14 protein-coding genes, 1 tRNA gene, 2 pseudogenes and 1 CRISPR repeat array (1 of these 18 only partly in view) are annotated in these 23,361 nt (G+C 57.9%); of the genes and pseudogenes, 2 read left to right on the top strand and 15 right to left on the bottom strand.

What is annotated here, in order from left to right; translation table 11 throughout:
• Nucleotides 1-5,971: direct repeats of the CRISPR family, unit length 28 nt; unit sequence GGATCATCCCCGCGGATGCGGGGAACAC; it reaches 1,930 nt to the left of the window's first position.
• 133 nt (nt 5,972-6,104) lie between these two features.
• The 12 genes and pseudogenes from H3T88_RS08615 to H3T88_RS01115 all read right to left on the bottom strand — a co-directional run bounded on the left by H3T88_RS08615 (nt 6,105) and on the right by H3T88_RS01115 (nt 18,647).
• On the bottom strand, nt 6,105-6,293 hold the full coding sequence (locus tag H3T88_RS08615) for a hypothetical protein (protein WP_232347115.1): 189 nt from the start codon (nt 6,291-6,293) through the stop codon (nt 6,105-6,107).
• A gap of 28 nt (nt 6,294-6,321) precedes the next feature.
• A pseudogene (cas2e, locus tag H3T88_RS08610) lies at nt 6,322-6,564 on the bottom strand (type I-E CRISPR-associated endoribonuclease Cas2e); the annotation flags it as partial.
• Nucleotides 6,564-7,532 carry a type I-E CRISPR-associated endonuclease Cas1e gene (gene cas1e, locus H3T88_RS01160; RefSeq protein ID WP_198203267.1) on the bottom strand — a complete coding sequence of 323 codons (969 nt, stop codon included), beginning with the start codon at nt 7,530-7,532 and terminating at the stop codon, nt 6,564-6,566. The gene cas1e and the pseudogene cas2e, both read right to left, overlap by 1 nt.
• 17 nt (nt 7,533-7,549) lie before the next feature.
• Nucleotides 7,550-8,239 carry a type I-E CRISPR-associated protein Cas6/Cse3/CasE gene (gene cas6e, locus H3T88_RS01155; RefSeq protein ID WP_198203266.1) on the bottom strand — a complete coding sequence of 230 codons (690 nt, stop codon included), beginning with the start codon at nt 8,237-8,239 and terminating at the stop codon, nt 7,550-7,552.
• Between the two features lie 9 nt (nt 8,240-8,248).
• On the bottom strand, nt 8,249-8,962 hold the full coding sequence (gene cas5e, locus H3T88_RS01150; RefSeq protein ID WP_198203265.1) for a type I-E CRISPR-associated protein Cas5/CasD: 714 nt from the start codon (nt 8,960-8,962) through the stop codon (nt 8,249-8,251).
• Between the two features lie 2 nt (nt 8,963-8,964).
• Entirely contained in the window at nt 8,965-10,095 is a 1,131-nt protein-coding gene (gene cas7e, locus H3T88_RS01145; protein WP_232347053.1) for a type I-E CRISPR-associated protein Cas7/Cse4/CasC, read from the bottom strand.
• Between the two features lie 111 nt (nt 10,096-10,206).
• Nucleotides 10,207-10,947, bottom strand: a complete 741-nt coding sequence (gene casB, locus H3T88_RS01140; RefSeq protein ID WP_198203263.1) for a type I-E CRISPR-associated protein Cse2/CasB — start codon at nt 10,945-10,947, stop codon at nt 10,207-10,209.
• Nucleotides 10,944-12,701, bottom strand: a complete 1,758-nt coding sequence (casA, locus tag H3T88_RS01135) for a type I-E CRISPR-associated protein Cse1/CasA (RefSeq protein ID WP_198203262.1) — start codon at nt 12,699-12,701, stop codon at nt 10,944-10,946. Before casA ends, casB begins: the two co-directional genes overlap by 4 nt.
• Nucleotides 12,702-12,773: 72 nt before the next feature.
• On the bottom strand, nt 12,774-15,941 hold the full coding sequence (gene cas3 / locus H3T88_RS01130; RefSeq protein ID WP_198203261.1) for a CRISPR-associated helicase Cas3': 3,168 nt from the start codon (nt 15,939-15,941) through the stop codon (nt 12,774-12,776).
• A gap of 418 nt (nt 15,942-16,359) precedes the next feature.
• The gene (locus tag H3T88_RS01125; protein ID WP_232347052.1) at nt 16,360-16,851 is read right to left on the bottom strand and encodes a holo-ACP synthase; all 492 of its coding nucleotides are present in this window, start codon (nt 16,849-16,851) and stop codon (nt 16,360-16,362) included.
• A 405-nt stretch (nt 16,852-17,256) separates the two neighbouring features.
• Nucleotides 17,257-17,511 (bottom strand): hypothetical protein, encoded by a 255-nt coding sequence (locus H3T88_RS01120; RefSeq protein WP_198203260.1) that lies wholly within the window; start codon nt 17,509-17,511, stop codon nt 17,257-17,259.
• 827 nt (nt 17,512-18,338) lie between these two features.
• Nucleotides 18,339-18,647 carry a hypothetical protein gene (locus H3T88_RS01115; protein WP_198203259.1) on the bottom strand — a complete coding sequence of 103 codons (309 nt, stop codon included), beginning with the start codon at nt 18,645-18,647 and terminating at the stop codon, nt 18,339-18,341.
• An 80-nt stretch (nt 18,648-18,727) separates the two neighbouring features.
• Here H3T88_RS01115 and H3T88_RS01110 point away from each other — a divergent pair, with 80 nt between their 5' ends.
• Nucleotides 18,728-19,156: a hypothetical protein gene (locus H3T88_RS01110; RefSeq protein WP_198203258.1), complete on the top strand. Its 429-nt coding sequence runs from the start codon at nt 18,728-18,730 to the stop codon at nt 19,154-19,156.
• Nucleotide 19,157: 1 nt separating this feature from the next.
• The gene (locus tag H3T88_RS01105) at nt 19,158-19,577 is read left to right on the top strand and encodes a hypothetical protein (protein ID WP_198203257.1); all 420 of its coding nucleotides are present in this window, start codon (nt 19,158-19,160) and stop codon (nt 19,575-19,577) included.
• Nucleotides 19,578-19,892: 315 nt separating this feature from the next.
• Here H3T88_RS01105 and H3T88_RS01100 read toward each other — a convergent pair whose 3' ends face one another.
• From H3T88_RS01100 to H3T88_RS08875, 3 genes and pseudogenes are all read right to left on the bottom strand, one after another.
• Nucleotides 19,893-20,141 (bottom strand): hypothetical protein, encoded by a 249-nt coding sequence (locus tag H3T88_RS01100; RefSeq protein WP_198203256.1) that lies wholly within the window; start codon nt 20,139-20,141, stop codon nt 19,893-19,895.
• A gap of 321 nt (nt 20,142-20,462) precedes the next feature.
• Nucleotides 20,463-20,536, bottom strand: a tRNA-Gly gene (locus H3T88_RS01095).
• 660 nt (nt 20,537-21,196) lie between these two features.
• Nucleotides 21,197-23,218: pseudogene (locus H3T88_RS08875) on the bottom strand (beta-ketoacyl synthase N-terminal-like domain-containing protein); the annotation flags it as partial.
• Nucleotides 23,219-23,361: the final 143 nt, after the last annotated feature.

Here is a 23,361-nt window from a genome sequence, read left to right as displayed (position 1 = left end):
TGCGCGTAGACTTTTGCGCAAGAGAATCATCCCCGCGGATGCGGGGAACACGGTCAGCGCCACGGCAAACCTGGATCTGCTGCAGGATCATCCCCGCGGATGCGGGGAACACATCTTTTTGCAATATCCGCACAAAGCTGTGCGCGGATCATCCCCGCGGATGCGGGGAACACCCTGGGCTTGTCTCCTGGACCACTGGGGAGGAGGGATCATCCCCGCGGATGCGGGGAACACCAGTTGTACCGGATGCCCGCCTACACGTGGCGTGGATCATCCCCGCGGATGCGGGGAACACCCGACCGTGTACCACGGGGCCTATCGGTTCTGGGGATCATCCCCGCGGATGCGGGGAACACCGTGAAAAAAGTATTGAGATCGTCGCGGTAGAAGGATCATCCCCGCGGATGCGGGGAACACTTGAGCTCATCATTGATGGTGGTGACGACCGACGGATCATCCCCGCGGATGCGGGGAACACGTGGCGGAATATACAGAGCGTATCCGCGAAATGGGATCATCCCCGCGGATGCGGGGAACACCACTCGGCCAATGGGGCGGGGTTTGTCTCCGGCGGATCATCCCCGCGGATGCGGGGAACACACCATTGTCCAAAGATGTTACCGACACATGATGCGGATCATCCCCGCGGATGCGGGGAACACGCCGGCGAGATTGACCCCTCCACCGGCACCTACGGATCATCCCCGCGGATGCGGGGAACACGAACAAGCATGAGTTGGGGCGACATCCAAGCGAGGATCATCCCCGCGGATGCGGGGAACACCGTGCGGGATTACAGATAATGGCACCCGCCAAGGGATCATCCCCGCGGATGCGGGGAACACACTCAGTATCCCAACAAAGCCAGTGAGATGTGGGGATCATCCCCGCGGATGCGGGGAACACGGAATCCGGCGACAAATACTGCTTGGGGTTGCTGGATCATCCCCGCGGATGCGGGGAACACGGAAACAACGCGATCATGGATGTGTTCAAACAAGGATCATCCCCGCGGATGCGGGGAACACCAGACGTAGTGGCAATATCCGAGGTCTTGGATAGGATCATCCCCGCGGATGCGGGGAACACTCGTCAACCCCTATGGGCGCATGTATGACCCTAGGGATCATCCCCGCGGATGCGGGGAACACGGGGTGACCACGAGCGCCCCGATGGTTGCGAAGGGATCATCCCCGCGGATGCGGGGAACACCTCGTCTGCCAGCATGGTCATGAACGTGTTGAAGGATCATCCCCGCGGATGCGGGGAACACCTCCGTGCGGCCTGCCTGGAGGAAAGCCCAGCCGGATCATCCCCGCGGATGCGGGGAACACCTTGCCCAGACCGGCAAAGACGCCGATGACCACGGATCATCCCCGCGGATGCGGGGAACACGCCGGGACAAAAGGCGAAAGCGAGATCGCTTCCGGATCATCCCCGCGGATGCGGGGAACACCGCCCGCTGTCATGCTTGCGAGGGTCAGGGTCGGGATCATCCCCGCGGATGCGGGGAACACTAATGGGATCGGATCAGGCGGGGTGTACCTTGAGGATCATCCCCGCGGATGCGGGGAACACACGTTTAACGTCCTTTGTGGCGTGAATCGTGTAGGATCATCCCCGCGGATGCGGGGAACACTGACCATAGGGTGCGAGGATCTGGCGGGCGACAGGATCATCCCCGCGGATGCGGGGAACACGGCATCACGCCCTTGCCGATGTATCCACGGGTGGGATCATCCCCGCGGATGCGGGGATCACTGACAATCTCATGCACTTCCATTTTTGATTCCTGGATCATCCCCGCGGATGCGGGGAACACATGATGGCGTTCATCTGTTCACCGGTGAAACGCGGATCATCCCCGCGGATGCGGGGAACACTCTTGCTAAAGCGTATCTAGAGGGTACTAGCGAGGATCATCCCCGCGGATGCGGGGAACACTGATTCAAAATTCGCCACACTGGATCAGGTGAAGGATCATCCCCGCGGATGCGGGGAACACGATGACCTCTCGCGCGTGTGTGAGCCACCAGGCGGATCATCCCCGCGGATGCGGGGAACACTGTTTGCAGTTTTCCGTTGACGGTGCCCAATGGGGATCATCCCCGCGGATGCGGGGAACACCAGCTCGCCCAAGACCAAAACCTCACCAACTCAGGATCATCCCCGCGGATGCGGGGAACACATTCGTTGTTGTTTTCCTTTTCTCCTCTGTCCTGGATCATCCCCGCGGATGCGGGGAACACTTGCTTTCGTTCAGTGCGCCATTGTTGATGGAGGGATCATCCCCGCGGATGCGGGGAACACGAACGCGATAGGCAGATCGATCGGCAGTCCGAAGGATCATCCCCGCGGATGCGGGGAACACACTGGTTTGAATTTTGTTGGATTATAGTAGTTGGGATCATCCCCGCGGATGCGGGGAACACAGGCCGAGGCCATGGAGGAGGGTATGCGCGCCAGGATCATCCCCGCGGATGCGGGGAACACCTACGCCGGGATTGTATCTGAGGTGATACGTGGGGATCATCCCCGCGGATGCGGGGAACACTGAGCAAAATGAGTCTATGGCAACGTATGAAAGGGATCATCCCCGCGGATGCGGGGAACACTAGGCCATGTCGTCGGCTCTGTTGGCTGACCCGGGATCATCCCCGCGGATGCGGGGAACACCTGATTGTTGCCGAATTGTTCGTTTTGGGCCTGGGATCATCCCCGCGGATGCGGGGAACACTCTGTGGAACGAAGATCGCGGCGGAGGGGAAGAGGATCATCCCCGCGGATGCGGGGAACACGAGTCGGCAATCTCTTGATGCGTCCTGAGCATAGGATCATCCCCGCGGATGCGGGGAACACATGATGGTTTTGACGGTAAATATAGGAGCGTAGGGATCATCCCCGCGGATGCGGGGAACACCTCGTCCTTGCCTTCCTTGTTGCGTTTCGTGGCGGATCATCCCCGCGGATGCGGGGAACACTGCATTCTTATCTGGTGACCGATAAAGGCGTTAGGATCATCCCCGCGGATGCGGGGAACACCGCGATGGGGGTGGGAGGATCCACCCTCGCCCCGGATCATCCCCGCGGATGCGGGGAACACCGATGATGTGGTTTATGCACCGTCGGATAGTCAGGATCATCCCCGCGGATGCGGGGAACACAGCACTTGTGCTACACCGGCACAAGTGCTATTAGGATCATCCCCGCGGATGCGGGGAACACCAAGGATGGCCCCCACCTGCTGGTGCCTCACGGGGATCATCCCCGCGGATGCGGGGAACACGCCGCGTCGCGGTCATAGTACTCTATCCCCATAGGATCATCCCCGCGGATGCGGGGAACACCAGCCTTTCACGTATCGCGACACGCTCACCACAGGATCATCCCCGCGGATGCGGGGAACACCATGCCTTCGTGGTTTGCAACGGTGCCGTACAGGGATCATCCCCGCGGATGTGGGGAACACCGCGCCTATCCGGTCAAACATGTCTTTGATACGGGATCATCCCCGCGGATGCGGGGAACACAAACCGGAAAGACTACTGCGGCAGACACTGGCAGGATCATCCCCGCGGATGCGGGGAACACCATGGTGGACAGAAAGGAAAATGAGATGGAACAGGATCATCCCCGCGGATGCGGGGAACACGCTGGCGTGGCTCAATCAGTGGTCACCAAGGCGGGATCATCCCCGCGGATGCGGGGAACACCCAAACTTGCACCCGAATAGCCTGCATTCCAGAGGATCATCCCCGCGGATGCGGGGAACACATGGTCAGCCATGCTCTGGATGGACTTAGATGAGGATCATCCCCGCGGATGCGGGGAACACGTACTAAACGGCCCGCTTATATCCATAGTGGTAGGATCATCCCCGCGGATGCGGGGAACACCATGGCCTGACAGGCATGATGTGCTGGAATGGAGGATCATCCCCGCGGATGCGGGGAACACGGATGATGAGGACGACTACGATGATGAGATGCAGGATCATCCCCGCGGATGCGGGGAACACCATCCGTAATTGCTTGGATTTCGTCCCAGCTCAGGATCATCCCCGCGGATGCGGGGAACACCAATTGCAGTATTTGGTTCAATATTATTTTCAGGGATCATCCCCGCGGATGCGGGGAACACCTTCAAAAATGATGGATGGTCGGTGCCTACGAAGGATCATCCCCGCGGATGCGGGGAACACCATAGGCGGATATGTCATGGCTTTGCCGGGGGAGGATCATCCCCGCGGATGCGGGGAACACCGTTTGTCATGGCTGACGGGAAACTGTATGACCGGATCATCCCCGCGGATGCGGGGAACACAATTCATACTTGCCATCCGTGACTATTCGTGGAGGATCATCCCCGCGGATGCGGGGAACACATTGGCGAACCGTACCATGCCGTGTCGTAATCAGGATCATCCCCGCGGATGCGGGGAACACTGCGGGTCGGGCTGATCACTGGTATCATCCTGGGGATCATCCCCGCGGATGCGGGGAACACTACCACGCCAGCGTTTCGCCGACGTAAATGATGGGATCATCCCCGCGGATGCGGGGAACACTGATGTTTATTTGCATCGTCGCGTTGCGCACTAGGATCATCCCCGCGGATGCGGGGAACACATGGTCCGGTCCTGGGGACGGGATGACCCTCGAGGATCATCCCCGCGGATGCGGGGAACACCTGGGGCGGCGAGACCGTGTTTCTTAACCCGCCGGATCATCCCCGCGGATGCGGGGAACACGTGGTGGCCGGTCTAGTGCCAAGTCAACCACAGGGATCATCCCCGCGGATGCGGGGAACACGTGACGATAAGTTCTTTGGCGATAATTTTGATAGGATCATCCCCGCGGATGCGGGGAACACACCGACCACTGATGATACGCCTATGGCTTTTGGGGATCATCCCCGCGGATGCGGGGAACACGCTGTTCAGCGCGTTGAACTGATTCGCCATGGCGGATCATCCCCGCGGATGCGGGGAACACTATGACTGGAAACGCAAGAAGACGATTCTGTCGGGATCATCCCCGCGGATGCGGGGAACACGGGATCGATGAACGGTTCATTGAAATGACATTAGGATCATCCCCGCGGATGCGGGGAACACCCGCAGGTCAAAAGCATGGTCAAAGGCGAACGGGGATCATCCCCGCGGATGCGGGGAACACGGCTTCTCGCGCCCACAATAAACGCTTGCCGACGGATCATCCCCGCGGATGCGGGGAACACGCCGTGTACTGCCACATGGCGGCCTGCCGCCAGGGATCATCCCCGCGGATGCGGGGAACACCAGCTCTATGTTTTACAGCCATCTCCTGCTCCTGGATCATCCCCGCGGATGCGGGGAACACCTGGTCGGGGACCACAGCCAATCACTCATAATGGGGATCATCCCCGCGGATGCGGGGAACACATCGCGGAACCCGGTCATAGGCTTTGATATAGGGGATCATCCCCGCGGATGCGGGGAACACAGAAGCAGTTTGCAGCGGAGGCCGGGTTTTCGGGGATCATCCCCGCGGATGCGGGGAACACCATAGCCGAAAATCTGGAAAACACCATGTGCCCGGATCATCCCCGCGGATGCGGGGAACACATCGCCATTCCGGCGGTAGTGCTATTATTGTAGGGATCATCCCCGCGGATGCGGGGAACACCTATGTCTTTGGTGATTAACTGCATGGTAATCCGGATCATCCCCGCGGATGCGGGGAACACTGCCGCCCCGCCAGGTCATGGTCTTTGACAGAGGGATCATCCCCGCGGATGCGGGGAACACAGAAACAATGAAGTATGACACCTTCGACTCGAAGGATCATCCCCGCGGATGCGGGGAACACCGCGAGGGGAACGTGCCCGAGCACACCTGCTGGGGATCATCCCCGCGGATGCGGGGAACACGAGCTGGCGGAGGTGCGTCCCGGGTAGGAGGGGGGATCATCCCCGCGGATGCGGGGAACACACTTAGAAATCCTTGCAATCCCAACAATACAATAACCAAGATTTCTGATTTTTAATGAGTTTGCATTTCCAGCCCCCCCCTCTATTCCCCGTCTCAGCCATTACAATTCAGACCATATACACCAAACTCCTTATCAATGCACTGGCTTAATAATCAGTACTCGGCACTCATCGGCAAAACCCATCTGAAAAGTGCAGACCCGCTTGGGCTCAGCCGGATTGCGAGCGCCGGAACCTCGCCGCACGTCTGTACTTGCTGGCATTGCTCCAACCAGTCCGGCGGTATCGGTTTCCACCACCCGCAGATCTGCCATCTCCGCCATCCGTAGGCCTCTCCATAAGAGTCAATCCTTCACAGTCTACCGGGTTCCAATCTGAGCGATGCACTTTGAAACTCAGATGCTGCTCATTGCGGGCGGAATAGACCATAATGGCCTTGCCGGTTCGGATCTGCCCTGTGATGCGTTCCCAGAGCCGGTCCCGAACCCTAGCGGTGATGTGGCCGACGAAAACCCCAGATGCTATCTCTAGAAGCCATCGAGTCAAATCCCCGCGCAGGCCCACTGGGCATGCTGTCAAAACGACGACTACCATCAGCCCATCCCCTCCTCTTCATCTGCATAGGATCTCCCAGCAGGAACCGCACCGACCTTCTCATCCCAGAGCGCCAAGATCCCACCCTCTACATCAGAAGAGGAAGAAACAGGTGCTCCAAGCAGTCGGGGAATATCGCGAGCCATCCGTCGCATGAGCGAGAGGTCATAGACAGCATCACGCATGGCATGCCGGGTAGCCGACCCGATGTCGTCGGGCTGCTTTGCAGCAGTCTTGAAAGCTACAGGAATCGATATCTCGGCCTTATACAGATCGGCCACATCATAGACAAAGGAGCGCTCATGGCCCACATGGACGAATCCCAAGCCTGGTGAACACCCAAGGGCTACGATCACAGAGTGAGCGATTCCGTACAAGCAGGTATGAGCAGCCGACAGGGCCTTGTTGATCTCGTTGCCTGCATCGAAATCCTCATGATCATAGGTTCGCTTGTCCCACGAGACACCAGTCAGTTCAGACCAGTGACGGTAGACCTGTCGAACTCGGGCACCCTCACGCCCACGCAGCTGCTGCATAGTACAAGAACTGACATCTTCATTGAGGAAGCGCATCTGGTACATGGCCCTCGCCACAGCCAAACGCTTGCGGGTGTTGGAGACCAGAGCCGCCTGCCTTTGCAAAAGGGCAGCCGAATGCGTCAGAGGACGGCCGAAGGCATACATCCTCACACCGCGCTCCCCCACCCATACCACGCTGGCACCGTTGTCACCGATAACCACCATGGCCTGATGACTGACGGTAGTGCCGGGACCCAGCATGAGCACACCTAGATTGGCGGCGGGCAGCCGTATAGTCCCGGTATCCCTGGTGACCGCGATGGCATTGTCCTCGCGAGTGACAACACAGTGCTCGAAATAAGCGAATGAGAGCCTATCCTCGGCCCGCACCAGGTCATTCAATTCAGGAGGGGGACTGCCGGGAATTTCGGTTCTCCCGGCAGACCCCATAGACTGATGATCCCCAGTCATCGGATCGGAGCCACCGTCAGCAATCCGCAGCCGAAACTCTTGGCTCTGCCGATGCCCTGCCGTAGGCAACGCTGAAAAGCTTGCGCATCGGTTACACGGAGCTGTCCATCAAACTGGGCTGTAACCAAGGTGACCTTGCTGCTCCCGTGAGCGAACTGCTCCTTGCGGCGCTGGGAAACAAGGCAGGACGGCCCATGACTCTCATCCGAGCTGCCCAGGAGGGCAAACCCGTTGCGTTCACTGTGCGTCTCCAGCCAAGATAGCTGATAATCCACAGTGACATGCCCCATCACCTTGCCGACTACTGCATGATTGGACCGCCGCCCTTTATCCTCATAGACCTGTCTGGCGGGGTTGGCCCGAAGTCTGAAGGCCCACTCTTGTCCCTTGGCCATATGAGTGATCAAAGGCTCGTAATCCTTCACCTCCCACTCAGCATGGGTTGGCCAACCGGCCTGCTCGACAATATGGGTGAAGTCAGGACGCTCGGGACTCACCACATACAGCCAGGTCGAGTCTCCTGCACGGGAGAAATCCAATCTCCACAAGATACGTCCCCCATCGCCACTGCGTACGGCACCCGGCGGGAAGGACTTCTCCACAGCGGCATGAAGCCGATAAGGCGAGGCAATCAGTTGCTTGGCTGCATACCGCGCAGTGTTCAACGGCATTCTGGATATATACATGCCTGCCTCCTAAAAAAACGACATTGGATCATGATCCGGAACGGCTTTAGTCCACTGCTTATCAGGACCAGAACCATCAGGATTGGGAATTCTGTATCGGCTAACCGTTCTGACCGCGTATCTGCGAGCTGCACCGAAACTCAGCGGAACATCTGCCTGAGAAGAGACAATCCCGTTGTCTTCGTCCTTGGCGCAGTCCGCATCACAGATCACCTCCAGTCGGCAGCCCTGATGGCGTCTCTTGTACCAGGAAGCAGCCATCCAGGGATGAGTGCGCAGAGCCTGATCTACACGGTCCTCCTGAACCAACCCAAGCGAAACCGGGTAATCCGGCGGGCAAGCCCGTCGACCCAAATATAAGGGCCACCGGGGATGACGCAGAGCCTGGTCCAGACTTTCCAGAAGCGCAGAATCAGCACCTAAAGCCACCAGGAATTTCGCATCGGATAAGTAGTATCGTGTGGTCAATGGCATGGCTTTGACATTGACACCATGCTCTGTTTGCATGTCATTGACCAAGATGCCCGGTTGATCGATGCGGACACCAAAGCTTAGATGCAGCAGGTCCTCAATGTCATCGCCGCGTTGACGGCCTTGCGCCGAAGCAAGCAGACCAATCACCGCGCTCTTGGTGGGCTCCCGTTGTGTGGTGCGAATCGTAAAACGCGAGGAGCTCCCCCAGGACTGCAAAGGCCCCGACAATCGCAACAGCAGTATGCTCATAGTTACTCCTGCTGACCCAGCACGCGCATAGTCTCAGCATCCACCTGGCTGGTCAGATCCTTCAGACCGACAGACTCAGCCACCGGAGCCAGGTCCTGCGCTGACAAATCCGTGCTGATCGCCCAAGCTCGCACAGGCCGCTCATCATAGGCATCCTGAATCCTGCGCAACTCCTCAACCAGCCTGCGGCCAGCTACTTGCGAGATAGGCCGGTCATGCTCAGCCACAACCGGACGTTCAAAGGCTTCCACGGCATTAATAGGCTGGCTGTCACGGAAGGCCACAATGCATGTCTCGGGCAGGGTCCTGTTGGCGTATGAATTCTGCTTGCCGGTCGGCATGGATCGGATGAAGGCCTCTACGAAGACCGAAGCCACTCTCGCAGTGGCCTCCGCATTGCCGATTTGCTCCTGCAGGGCATCCAGGTTCACGGTCGCGTAGCGATAGAGCGTGGATGAGTTGAAGCCGACGGAGTCGATCATAGCTGCACCGGCGTTGTCCGCTTCCGTGAAGTCATCAGCGGCGGTGAAATAGTCGTACTCTGGCTTGATGGCATCCACGGAAATGGCGTGAGCCACCTGAGCGCTGGCATCCGTGTTCAGGTCAGGGGCATCAGCCAGCATACGGCCGAACAGGGCAATGTCGACCGCCTGCTCACCGTGGAAAACCCCCGACACCTCCTTCTTCATAGCCGAATCCGGTGCCTTGGCCGGATCCTTTCCCTGATCCATCCATTCCAGAGCAATATTGGCCAGCTTCCCGATTTCGGTGTTGCCGATAAAGATCAGGTACTGAGTGACTGGTTTGCCACTGGCCGCCCCTGCACGAGTGGAAGCGACAACCTTGACACCAGTAGCCTGCAAAACCAAGGAGGCGTAGCTTTCAGCCTGGTCCGCCGATTCAGGCCGTCGGTCGACCATGGCCTTCACGATCAGCTCGACTGCGTTCTTCGTCCGCACCCCCAGCTGCTTCTTGTCCAGCAACGACTTGAAGGTCTCACGCATGGCACGCTTCCAGGCCTGGCTGGAGACACGCGAGCGCAAGACACCACCATACTGAGCGGTCTTAGGATTGCCCGTCTCGTCACGATTGATATTGCTCGGAGGAACGTTCTGAACTGCATAAATATCCATAAACATGGCTTTTCTCCTTAATATTTATTTTTGAAAAATTGGTAATCTTGTGTATGTGTATCTGCTAGATGGCGAATCATTCGAGACGACCTGTCATCATTGACCGTTCTGCTAGACCTCAGCTGTTCTATTGGCTTCCTCGCCCTCTTTCGCCTCCGCGGCCTTGTGCACGGCGTAATACTGACGAGCCCAACGGTGAAAGACAGAGGCCCTCCGACCAGGCAGCTGCAACAGATAAAGATCCTGAGTGAAAGCCTGATAGTCCAGCTTCACATCCTGATTCCTCATCATCCTTATCAACGAATACAGCTGATGCCGGATGCCATCGAAATCAGGAACATCCTCCATGATTTGCAGCCTTCGAAGAACCGGGGTGGCCTTGGAACCGTCCTGGCCAGCGTCAATCATGCGGCATGCGTGGCCGAAACTGTAGCGGGAGCGCTCTGATCGCGCCAGCTGCTTAGCTTCGGTGTTATTCCCTGTACCCTTATGATCAGGCATCCAGGCCATACCTTTAGATTTCGACTGCTGATGAAGCGCATACATCTGCAAGGCAACAGCAATAGCCCGTGTTTCAGTGACGATATTGGGGTCATTGTCGAGGGCCGGGTTTCCCAGGATATCCTGTGGCCAATCCTCATATAGATCAAACCCGACATTCATCCACCGCACCCTACCGTCATCAATGCCCCGACGCAGCAGAGCCAGATGAGCCCTGGCCACGCTGCTGGCCTGAACCGTGTAGGCGTACTGCAATTTCCCGATCCGGTAGTTGGCATACCGCCCGACGGCCTGTTTGCGGTCGTCGACTGACAAGACATGATCGTTCGTCATAGTGGCTGCAGTCATCATTGAACCTCCTTTTCATTTGCGGTCTCGCCCTCACGCGAGGGAAGAGGACCTAGATATTTATTCAATTGGCTCAGGAATCTATCAAAGATCTGCTCAGAAGATCGGGAACCATTGGCCTTGGGCAGGAAAGATGGCGCCGGAGACTGATCGCGGTATTCACCAGCTATGCCGATCAGATCCCGATGAATGGCCTGGAACCAGTCATTCCGGTAATGTTCGATGTCTTCTGAAGGACCGAACTCCGCAATCCTCTGTCTGAACAGCTGATCCAGGGAAGCATATGCACGTTCCTTGACGCGGGCTACTGCGGCATAGAAGCGGTCCTTCTGCGCTTTCTCGCCTGCGGATTGGTTCAAGTGGGCAACCATGGAATCCAATGCCTTGACGGAATCCTCAGTACGCTCAACAACCTGAACCACCACATCCACGGCGGCGGCATCCAAATGAAGCAGTTGGAGATTTGCATCAAGCGAATCATCAATGGCATCCGAAAAGAAGCTGTTCTGCGGGCCATAAATCATGCTCTGGGTATGGATGCGAGCCATTTGCATCACTTTTCCGGATCCGGCATCATCCTGATTCCAATTCAATAGAGTCTCGACCCACCGAATAACACCAGGACGGGTGTCGTCAGTCTGACCTGCACCGTTGCTTCCCGCGCTAATCAAAGGCTGCAGTTGCCTCCAGATGGCCTTGTCAGAAGTGAATGTGACAGGCATGCGAGGAGCCGTCGGCAGTCCCAATTTCTTCCGCAGGTTCTCGCTGCCGTAACGCCAGGCCGTCATAGGCTCATAAGCGTCCATGTTGTCAGCGCTGATGACATCGCCGTAGCAGACGATAATGCCGATCACACGGGAGCCTGAACTATCGGGTATCAGCCTCACCCTGCGTGATTGCAGAGTGAGCATGTCCACAATGCCTGCAGGGTGATAGTCGGGATTCATGTCAGGGCCGGCCGGCTCGCGTTCCCAGGGCGCCAAATCACCAGGCTTGCCAAACCAGGCATCATCATCCCCACGACTTCGGGGATTAATCAAGCACCAGTTGAGCATCAGGGTGGCAAACAGGTTGTCTTGTTCAAGATAGACGTTGCCCAAGGCGCCCAGCCAGCCAGTTCCCACCTTGGATTTGGGCGGATAAACCTTATTGTTCCGCACATGGGTCTCTCCGTCTACCGGTGATTTGATGCCTGCAGGGTCATAGGCCTGGAGAAAGACCAGCCATCGAGCTGCCTCTGGCAAGGTCAGCGAGTCCAGGTCGTTCTTGGCGCGCATGGTGAAGAGAAACTTCTTGGGCTTAGGCACGTCAGCCTGAAGCTCGCCAATGCTGTCATACTCTTTATCATCGGACGAGTAGGTCAATCCCGGCGTCTGATAAAAGGGATGCCCAGGGTTGAACAAATCGAACCTGTCGTGATAGCGCTCAAGATAATCGTCAATTACTTGAGGGTCGAACTGCCCAGTCTGCCAGAGCGTCCACCACAGCTGCAGCAAGGCCGTCGGATTATCATCCCCTATCATGGGGCGATACCGTTGAGCGTATGCCTGGTAGAGCACAGCTTCGGTCATCCTCAGTATGGGCAGGGTCTGTTGAGGCATGTCACTGGAAATTTCACGGATTCGATGGGCCTCAACCAAAAGGTCGCGCAGGGAGACCAGGTCGACACATCCTTCCAGATAGGTAACCCTGATCCAAGGCTGCTCCAAGAGATTGAACGACGGCCGACCTCCGCCGGTCGCTCCAATATCATTCATTATCATTGTCCTTTCTGCTTGTTCGGTTTTTCATAAGTGGAAAATGCCTGCAACTAGCAAGGCACCGCAAATTCAACTCTCCCCGCCCTTGTCGGCTTTCACACAAGTCAGCCCATCCTCACGGGTGTATCCGATACGGTAACCAAGTACAGTGGTGACGAATCTCTGGCGATTCGAATCGGATTCCTCCTCATCCAAGACCAGCGGCAAACAGCCATCCAGCCAAGGAGATTGATGCCATGCATCAACGCAATCACCAGCTCGAATCTCGAGTTCGTTGATCAGAGCATCAATGTCATGACAGATGCGATCCGGCAGATTTACAGAGCAACGCAACACCACTTGCGCCAGCTGGTTCTCAGGCTCGGTGTTTGTGGGCACAGAAGCTCCGCAAGGTACTGTATCGCCTCCGATCCATGGTAGAAGCGCATACTCGTCGCCGCACCGGCGCAGAAGCACCACCTCCACCGAATCATGAGTATCTCTGACGGCCTGTCTGGCTTTGGCTTCCGACCTGGCGTCCACGGTGCTCGTGAATAGGTCCACCAAGGTGTGAGACTGGCGCAGCAGATGCGCCGAATCTTTCATCAAATAGACTTGGGCCTTATCGATCTCTTCCGCATCCTTTTCAGCACGCTTGTGCGCATCCAGCCGATACCGTTCTTGCCAGGCTTTGGGTATCAACTGTGCAACTGCATCAGAGTCATAAGCAGTGCGGACAAGGGGAGCGATGTCATCAGGAAGCTGTAGCAAGCGGTGGGTGCCGTCTCCTTGCAGACGAAGAACAGCAAGGGCTTCAAGCAGGGATGCCGGCGGATAGACGCTGTCTACATAGTCAGGAAATGCTGGACCATCTGCGTTCCAGGAGGCTATGCCCCGCAGATAACAGAAGGCTTTCCGCAGACCAGCTGGACGGTCGCTCTCACCATGTCCACGGCGATGGCGATGCAGACGACCCATGCGTTGCAACAACAGATCGACCGGAGCTATATCGGTGACCATAAGATCGAAGTCAATGTCCAGGGATTGCTCCAGAACCTGCGTGCCCACGACAATCAGCCGGTGAGGGCGCCCCCCATTGTCCAAGGTTGCATCCGGACCAAGACGTTCTCGGAGTTCTCGTTCGTTGTCCATACGATCCAGGTCGATGAAGCGTGAATGCGTCAGTCTGACCTGGTCCGAGCCAAATAGATTTGTCAAAGCTGCAGCGGTTTGCTGGGCACGGTCTACAGTGTCGCAAATCACAGCGGCGCAGCCGCCTTCAGCCAGACGCTCTTGCAGCAGGTCTGACAGATGCTCAAGATCGTCGTCAATGACTTGACAATCGATTTCCACTGCACGACCCGAAGGCTCCACCGAGCTAGTCCGGCAGGTCGTTCCAGACGTGTAAGTAATCAACGGATAAGCATGCAGATCGTCAAAGTCCTGCTCCTCATTAGAGGACTGCTTATCACCTGGTCGTAAAGGGGCAGAGGTCTGATCAATGCGTGGCTTGGAGTAACGATCAGTAAATGCTTCCATGCTTGCAAAACGACGCGGTGCAACTTCGGAGGGCTGCCCCGTCTGGCTACCTGATCCGCCCAGCACTGAGGAATACCCTTTGATATAAGCGTCAACTAACTCATGTCGCAGCGATGCAGGCAGGGTTGCCGACAGGAGGATGACTGGATTGTGGAATCCTCCCAACCATTCCAAGGTCCGCTTGAGGTATTCACGCATGTAGGTGTCGTAAGCGTGGCATTCGTCGATGATGACAACTTTGTTTGCCAGAGCCAATTGCCGCAGACTGACGTGCTTCATCTGCAAAGCGGCCATGAGCACCTGATCGATAGTGCAGATCAGGAAATTAGCCAGCACCCCTTTCTTCCTGCCTCGCAGCCAGTCATTCACCACCGCCTCAGGGCAGGCGGCCTTTTGTGCACCAGAGCCTTGGAGGACATCCTCATCGAAGACTGATGAGGTGGCCGAACCCCTTGCTGAAGTCATCATTGACATGAATTCCCTGTTGAGAGCAGCTTTGCCATGTCTGAGCGAGGTGGATTTTTCAGAGCGCCCCTCAGGTTGAGGCAATCTATCGATCCAGCTCTTGCACCTTGAGAACATGGCATCGGTAGTAGCCATTGTCGGCAAGGCCACGCAGACCCCTCCCCTGCCTGTTCGTTCCGCCAGGATTTCCGCACAGGTCAGGGCTGCTTCGGTCTTGCCTTCGCCCATGGGTGCTTCGATGACCATAATGCCCGGGTCCTTGGTCGTTTCCGCCAAATGCGCGGCCTGCTCTTGGACTGGTCTGGGATTGGCACCCGTAGGCAGATCAAACCTGGAAGCAAAACGCTCCCCTATACTGATCTGCTCATGAATCGGCTGCCACTTAGGAGGCAGGTCGAGGTTACGCCATCCGCGCTCCTGACGGGCCTTAAGACCGGCTCGTGTACGTACTGAATTCATCCGGTTCCAGGTCTGTTCGTCGTAGCTCGGGGGGTTGAGCGGCACCAGGGGAAAAAGATCGTCGTCGCTGTTGCTGGCAATCCAGTCGGCCATGATGACCAGCCCCTCCAGCACCGATTCGGCATATATGTCCAACCGCTTTTTACTTAGCCGGGCGAAGTCATCGTCACTGAGTTCACACTGGTTGGCCACGAATTCAATCAGTTCTCGCTGGGCTTTAGTCCAGTCCTCATAACCCCGAGCGGTACCCATACGTACATCCATATCGGACTTGCTCAGGGCCTGTCGGGTAGGAGGCTGACCATGATGCCCACCGACGATGCAAGCATAGGATTCAGCCACTGACTTGCTCCAATGCTGTACCTGAGTCAGGTAAGACTCCAGAATCCGTTGACCCGCTATGGGATGGGTTGGATAATTCGTATTCGTAATCGGAACATCAGGGAACCGCAGGCCGGCCTGTCTTGGCTTCCATTGCAAGGAGAGCTCCTGCATGCCCGGTGCATGTGTCAACGGCTTGCTTTGGAAAACCGGGGTTGCCTTACCGATATCATGGGCACCAGTGATGAACATGCAGACTTTGCGAGCCAATTCCGGATCACCAACATCGCGGATGATGATCTCTCGAGTACCCCTGGGCACCCAGTCGCGCCATAAGTACCCAGCCACTGCAGCGGAATCACTCAGATGCGCGAAAACTCCCTGCCAATCATTCTCGTCTTGCAGATTTGTCTTGCCCCACAGGGACATGGCTTTAGCGTCCAGACCCAAGTCTGTTGGTATCGCTCCGCTCATTGTTCCCCCGTTCTCAGCTCAGCGACTCTGCCAATTGGACAACCTCGTTGTAACAATTTTTAAGCATAGCACAGAGAATTAGAACTTACCAAATTTATTATGTCTTAATGTCACAAGTTGTTTGATATACCCTGACTATTCAGGGAACATATAAAATCCTAATGACACAACGGATCATCCCTACGTAAGCAGGGAACAGGCCTCAAGAAGAGGCTGTATGTAGTCTACACGGGAGCCTCGGTCAACCCTTAGAACGACGCATGTAATACATAGTGCTGACTGCATCTGAAGCCTTGATCATCGAATTCGGCTTCGACACAGTCAGGGCATCGCCCCACATGCCGAAGACTTCTATTCGGCTGCCCAGGGCGATAACTAGGAATTAACGCCACATGCGTCACATGTCCTAGCCTCGGATTCAGACGCACCTGCACAAAAGCACGACCGCCGAAGCCATCGGTCCGTCATGGCTGAGAGCGATGTGCCAGCATAACTGCACTCGGCCGACCTGACCCCTGGTTAGAGGCAAGGAATCGTAAAGCCTGGTTTCTACGGAAGGCTCTAGATTGACGCTCGGCCGACCCCGGCCATCATCCAAGATCTCCACACCGCTCCAGGGAAAATCATCCAAACCATAGGGCGATGGCTCAGGTCCAAGCGCCTGCGACCAGGCCTTAAGCACCGATTCCTTGCCGGCCCAGCGCACGGCCAAGTGCGCCGCCGTGTCGTCATGCTTGAGCAGGGCCCGCTGCTGGGCCTGCCGCCGCTCCCGAGGCGAGAACAAGCTTGTCATGCGTGTGCCTGGCATAGCCAGCTGCCGGCCGAACTCCTTCAGATCGACCAAGTCATGTCCCAACCCCAGCACTTGTCCAAACCCGGCATCATTCATAGGCCCGAGTATGCCCTTCATCAGCCCCCGCAGCAAATCATCCGATCAGAAATTCGGAGGCCCACAACCTATAGGCATAATCAACGATCACTGCAATCTTGCACAAATAGCCCCAAAAAGGAATCAAATCAGAAAGAACAAGAGGCTAGCAAGGCGGGAAGGCACGAAAGAGAACAGATAGGGTGAGATTCTGCCATATCTTACGGAGCGTAGTCAGTGCCCTTCCATCCATCGTGTAAGAAGGACCATGTACCAACCCCTTCCCCATCGTAATTAAAGAGCACCGTCCCAGTCATCTCAGGAACAACTGCATTCCCGGTCTGATGACCCAGCAATGGCTTGGGGCGGACAGGATGTGAGAAGCTTTCTGTAACTTTCATCTTGCTAGATTGCTCGGCTGGTCGAATTTGATCACTTTGACTTGTCTCAGATATCAGTTCTTCTGCAGGACGAGCAGAGTGCATCCCTCTCTTCCGTCCAGTATTCTGCCGCGTCGATGTCTTGAGATGATGATTGTGAAGAAGAAACGGTAGCTGCATCAATTGAGACTGGCCGACCTTCTGCAGCATTTCCCGATGCAGGCTGTACGGAAGCTTGATCTGCGGAGACTATGAGCCCCATCAACAGCATCGGGCCCAAGAACGTTACGAAGATAACCACGGTTAAAGATCGTTTCTTCATGGGACTCATCCTTGAGTAGTTCATTGATATTGACTTTGATGTTAGCATTTAGCCACTACTCCGGGAGAGGGTTGGTGAACGGCTATCTGCTCGATATCTTTGACCTGCTGCATGTCCGAGCACACCCGGGGCTCTGAATCCATACAACCTGCTTTCAGTTCAGCGGGCTGAGCCAACCGCACAAAAAACCATTTCAATCCGCGCACCATGAAAGGAGCGACGGTTGTCCGTCAACGCGGCGGCCTGCTTGGTGTTATATCAAACGAGACGTTGATCCAAGCCTTTCAAGATGCCGGTTTCTCCTTACCAAGGCCTTATGTTTGGGCCAAGAGTTCCCTCGTACTGGGATGCTTGCCATACCATATAGGGTCTCGACCCGGCACTGCACGGCTGGAAGAAGAACGACTGGCGCGCCAGTATTAGGACCGTAAGCAGACCGGGAGTCTGAGACTTGGGCAATAACTGAACAACCCGCTTAGAAATCTCTTCAGTCCGTTCATCACCAGATTCATACAACTTCACCGCACCACCTTGTGAAGCAGCCTTAATCTCACGCTCATTATCACATTCAATCCAGAATGCATAATTTATTAAGAAGAAATGCGGTACAGGCTACCGTAGAATTCCAACACGCTAACGCAACGGATTTCCCACACCTATTCCGGCGTACTCACTAACGCAAACGTCGACTTGTCGAATCCTACGTCCGAGTAGAGCGGGTCACGGGAATCGAACCCGCGTAATCAAATTGGAAGACTGACTACATACAGCACCTCACGCATTGCAAGGCAAATCATAACGAATGCTCGCGTACCCCCAAATATACCCTACCGGTATCTATGCTCTATATCTCTTACAGTTTTCTCGGTGGCACCATATCGTATTGCAGCGAGGTCGGCTCTGATTTGCTTGTGCATGACGGTCAGGCGCTCGCGATCCTGTCGGCTGAGGCCAGCCTGCTGCTCCTGGTCGATGACCTGGTCGAGGCGCTTGCGCAAAAGGATGGTCAGCCGTTCCCGCTCGCCATCCGAAGCGGATGTGTAGCCGGGGCGGTTGTCGGGGATCTGGGAGATGTCATCGGGGATGTAGGCCATACCTGAATGATATGGCTGTGATGCTGCCCCGGTACGACACACCGGACACCTCCATCTTGCATCACATCGCTAAAGATGCAATATGAGTATCGGCAAGGGGGCACGCAACCAAGGAGGACAAGATGGCACTCTGCGACATCACCTACAAGTGCGGGCACACAGACACGGTGCAGATCGAGGGCACCAACTTGTTCGGGAAACGCAAGAAGAAGATCGCCTGGTACAGAACCATCGACTGCCCAGCCTGCCGGACGGCAAAGGTCCGCCGGGAGCTCGATTTCCTGCCCGTGCTTGAAGGCAGCGACGAGCAGGTGGCCCGCGCCGACGACATACGCGAGAAGATGCTGGAGCTGATGGAGCTGATGGACGAGACACAGGAGGACCATGACGGCCGGGCCGAGTACGGGGCCACCAAAGAGGGGACAGGATTGGGCGACCGCACCTCCGCCTGGCTCAGGGCCCAGGCGTCCGCATCATGGTGGGTCGATCACCAGGACCCTGTCCATGCCATCCTGGACGCTCAGAAGGCGCTGCGCGGGCAGGGGGACTGACATGACCATGATCCCCATCACGGAGTATGCGGCCATGCACGGCAAGGCCGCAGTGACCGCCAGACAAATGGCCCGCAGGGGCGGCCTGCGCACCGCCCGCAAACAGGGGCGAGACTGGATGGTCGACTCCCAGGAGCCCTACCCAGACCATCGCCGGCGTGTAAGCGAGGCCCCGACCAGGGAAGGGATGAACGACCCGGACGCACACCGGAACGAGATCAAGATCGCGCAGGCCAAGCAGTACAGCAGAGTCGGCGAATCCGGCGGGACTTTCGCCGCCAACTGGGATCGGATCCCGGCAGAGCTTGCCGACCAGCTCACCCCCGAGCAGCTTGGCTGGATAGTGGACCTGCTGGCCGATGCCTACACGGACGGGCAACGACCCCCCGACTACGAGCGGCTCCAGGCCGACGGCGACTGACGGCCCGGAGGCAACTAGGAGACCAGCGTCCACCCCTTTGTAGGAACTGACCTGGTCCTGCTTGTCCATGCTCCGCTTGACCGCAACAATGCCTGAGGACACTTGAATCGCACCACGCTCCCCGTCCTTCAGACCGGACAGGTGCGCATGCGAACGCGCCCAGTCGCGGAGGTCATGCACCCGCCAGATTAGCCCGTCAGGGTCGCACAGCACCCAGCCGGAAGCAACCCGCTGAGCGAACCACCTCGCTGGCAGGGTCGGCCATGACCAGCCTGCGATTGGCCCGGACTTCCCACGCAGTCGTGTGAGGTTACGCTACACAGCCCGTTTATCCTGCTGCCAGGAGCCGTGGATGATCGAGTCTGCCTTATACCACTGCAGCTCGTGCATGACCATGATGCCATGGGCGACGTTGTGGGTCACCAGCTCTGACGGGGTGAGGGTGAAACGCTCGCCCTGCCTCATGCCGGCGCTGAAGGCGAGCCGCCACATGAGCGTCCACATGCGTCTGTCCGCGGCATCGTCGGGCCATTGGTGCCGCCTGGAACGGCTCCTTGCCGACACCTCGGCCTCGATAAGTTTGGCCGGCTGTTCGGGCTGAAAGATGACGATGGGGTTGGCGCTGACGCGGGGAGGGTCGCGGAGCAGCTTGCGGCGAAGATGCCAGTAGCCCCTCCCCTCTTGTGCAATCGCTATATACCCGTGCAGAATCTGGCAGGCCTTGTCGCTGTGGCCATCCGAGCACCTCCATGTGTACCCTAACGTGTACCCATTTAGCCTGTAAAGTGCCGAATATTAGGAAAATCTCACTCAGCCAGGCCCGATCCTGACCATTCCAAGAGGCTGGGAAACCCGCCAAGAATGGCGGAATATCAACGATTATCGTGGAGCGGGCGGCGGGAATCGAACCCGCGTAATCAGTTTGGAAGACTGAGGCTCTACCATTGAGCTACGCCCGCGAAGCCGTTGGCTCGGTAAACAGCATAGCACATGGGCCAGTCGGAACATGCGGTCAATTAATCATTGCGTGGTTTTACTCAGCGATAAACCTATGTAGGCATCACTGGGCAGAGCCTTGTACAACTTGGAGTCCCGCCCACAGCTGAAGGGGAAAATATCGGCGTGGCTATGGTGGTCGGGCTTCCCGCCATGAGTATTATGACAACAAACCGCAGCCGCAGGAATTCCAGAACAGCGGCCACTAACACCAACACTTCGTACGAGTAAGCGGTCGGACGACTCCCCAAAGACAAGTCCGGCCATTCGGGTGGCCCAGCAATAACCCCAAGTAAAACCTGGGCCACCCATCTACTTTTTTATACCTTTTCATGAACAGGAGCCAAACACCGTCAGGTCGTAAAGGCCGCCTGCCCCTCAAACAGCATTGAAGCAAGACAAGGGATAGCCATAGCCAAGCCTGACGTGCCCAGGGACATTTCACCCACTCTCCCGTGAAGGAAGCGATCACCCGAGTATGAGCAGCTGATGAGCATCCACCCCATAACAAAAGGGGAGGTGAGCCGTTTGGCCCACCTCCCTGATCAGCGCGATGATTGAGCTCTTACCGATTTCCCATTTCCCGCTACAGAGAATAGGAAACCGACCAACTCACGCTGCTCTCAGCTCCGGTCGTAATAACCGTCGGCGCCCAGACGGGCCTGGGGATCCAGCAGCATGGCCTTCTCGACCTCATGGCCCACATACCCGTTGCCGTCCTCATGGAAGCGACGGTTGTCGATGGGCTCATAGAGCGGGGCCCGACCCATGCGGCCCTCCTCCAAGCGACGTTGGCCAGCGGCCAGACGGTCATTGGCCCGGCGACGCCACTGATCCAAGGCCTCCCGGCCGGAGGTCTTGAGCACGGCAGCTTCGAAAGCCCCAGGGCTGACGATGACCCCGATGCCGGAGACATGGCCGAAGCCCAGGGAGGTGACCAGTCCGGCCTTGACCCTGCCGACCTTCAGAGGCTGCTCCAGCCAGACCAGATGGTCGTCACGCCTCAGGACCGGATCCACGCAATCCAGGGAGGCATTGGCCGGGATGACCCCGGACCGGAAGAGCTGGGTGAGCCCGTTGATCTGGAAGATGCAGGCGCCGCCCTTGGCATGGCCCGTCAGGCTCTTCTGGGAGATGACGTAGAGCGGGTTGCCATCCGTCCGCCCGATGGCATGGGCCAGGGTGTTGTGCAGCTCGGACTCGTTGGGGTCGTTGGCGTTGGTGGAGGTGTCATGCTTGGAGACCACGGCGATGTCGTCGGGGTCCACGCCCAGCTTGGCCAGCGAGCGCACCAGGTCCGAGTCCCTGCCGCCCATGCCGGCGGCCAGAGCCCCAAGCCCGGGTGCGGGGATAGAGGTGTGGGCACCGTCCGCGAAGGAGTGGATGTACCCGACCACGCCAGCCACGGGCAGACCCATGCGCAGGGCGATGTCACCGCGGGTCAGCAGGATGGTCCCGCCGCCCTGGGACTCCAGGAAGCCGCCGCGCCGACGGTCGTTGGCCCGGGAGAAGAACCGAGGCTGAATGCCCTTGGCATACATCTCGGCGGAATCAGCGGTGGCGTTCATATTGCCGAAGCCGATGACCGACTCCACGCCGATGTCGTCTATGGCGCCCGTGACCACGAAGTCCGCCTTGCCAAGGGCGATCTTGTCAGCGCCCTCCTCAAGGGAGACCGCAGCCGTGGCGCAGGCCGAGACCGGCTGGACCATGTTGCCGTATCCGCCGATGTAGGACTGCATGACGTGCGCGGCCACCACGTTGGGCAGAGCCTCCTGGAGGATGTCCGTGGGGATCTCCCTGCCCAGGAAGCGATCCAGGTAGAGCTTGCGCATGGAGGCCATGCCGCCGAAGCCGGTCCCCTGGGTGGAGGCCACCTTGGAGGGATGCACGGCCTGCAGGATCTCCACCGGTGTGAAGCCGGCCGACAGGTAGGCGTCCACGGTGGTCACGATGTTCCAGAGGGCGATTTCGTCCACGTCCCCGACCATGGAGGCGGGAATGCCCCACTTGACCGGGTCGAAGCCCTTGGGGAACTGGCCGCCCACGGTCCTGGACATGGTGGCCCGACGCGGCACACGGATGCGGGAGCCCGGCAGGCGGGTGACGGTCCACTCACCGGACTGCTCATCTCGGGCGATGCTGGTGTGGTCAGGATCCTGTGCCACGTACTCCACGGCCATGTCCTTGGTGGGCACCGAGAAGGCCACATCGTGATCCAGGAAGACATCCACCTCCTCTTCATTGGTGCCTTGACGGTAATCGGAGCCCATGCCGTCGTCGAAGGGACGGATGCCGGAGCGGGCCACCACCTGGTCGTGGTAGCGCTCGGCGATGTCCTGCTCGGGCACCAGCTCGCCGTCGGTGTCGTACCAGCCCGGCTTGGGGCTGTCCTGCCACTCGACCAGACCCATGTTCCAGGCCAGTTCGAGGACGGCGGCCGCACTCAGGTCTACCTGACCATCCGAGTGGATGCCCATCTCGGCCTCGAAGCGGGTGCGGCCGGAGCCCCAGGGACCCATCTCGCCGATGGAGACGATGACGATCTGATCCTCGGGACGAGCGGTCACGCCCTGCCAATCCTGCAGATCCACCGGGGCCTGGGCGGGCACCCGGGGTGTGGGCAGAGCCTTGATGACCCGGCCCGGATCCTTGTCTGCATCTGCAAGAGCATCTCCGGACTTCCCGGTTGGAGCCGGTGTCGACGAATCGCCGTCCTGGGCAGCCTCGGCCTTCAGGGCCTTGAGGTCCAGCGGACCAGAGCCCAGGCCACCGGTCAGGTCGGCCT

It is taken from the genome of Bifidobacterium sp. W8110, from assembly GCF_016101375.1.
Lineage (GTDB): Bacteria > Actinomycetota > Actinomycetes > Actinomycetales > Bifidobacteriaceae > Bombiscardovia > Bombiscardovia asteroides.
Note: the sequence above shows the minus strand (reverse complement) of the source record. Positions and strands in the feature narration are given on the sequence as shown.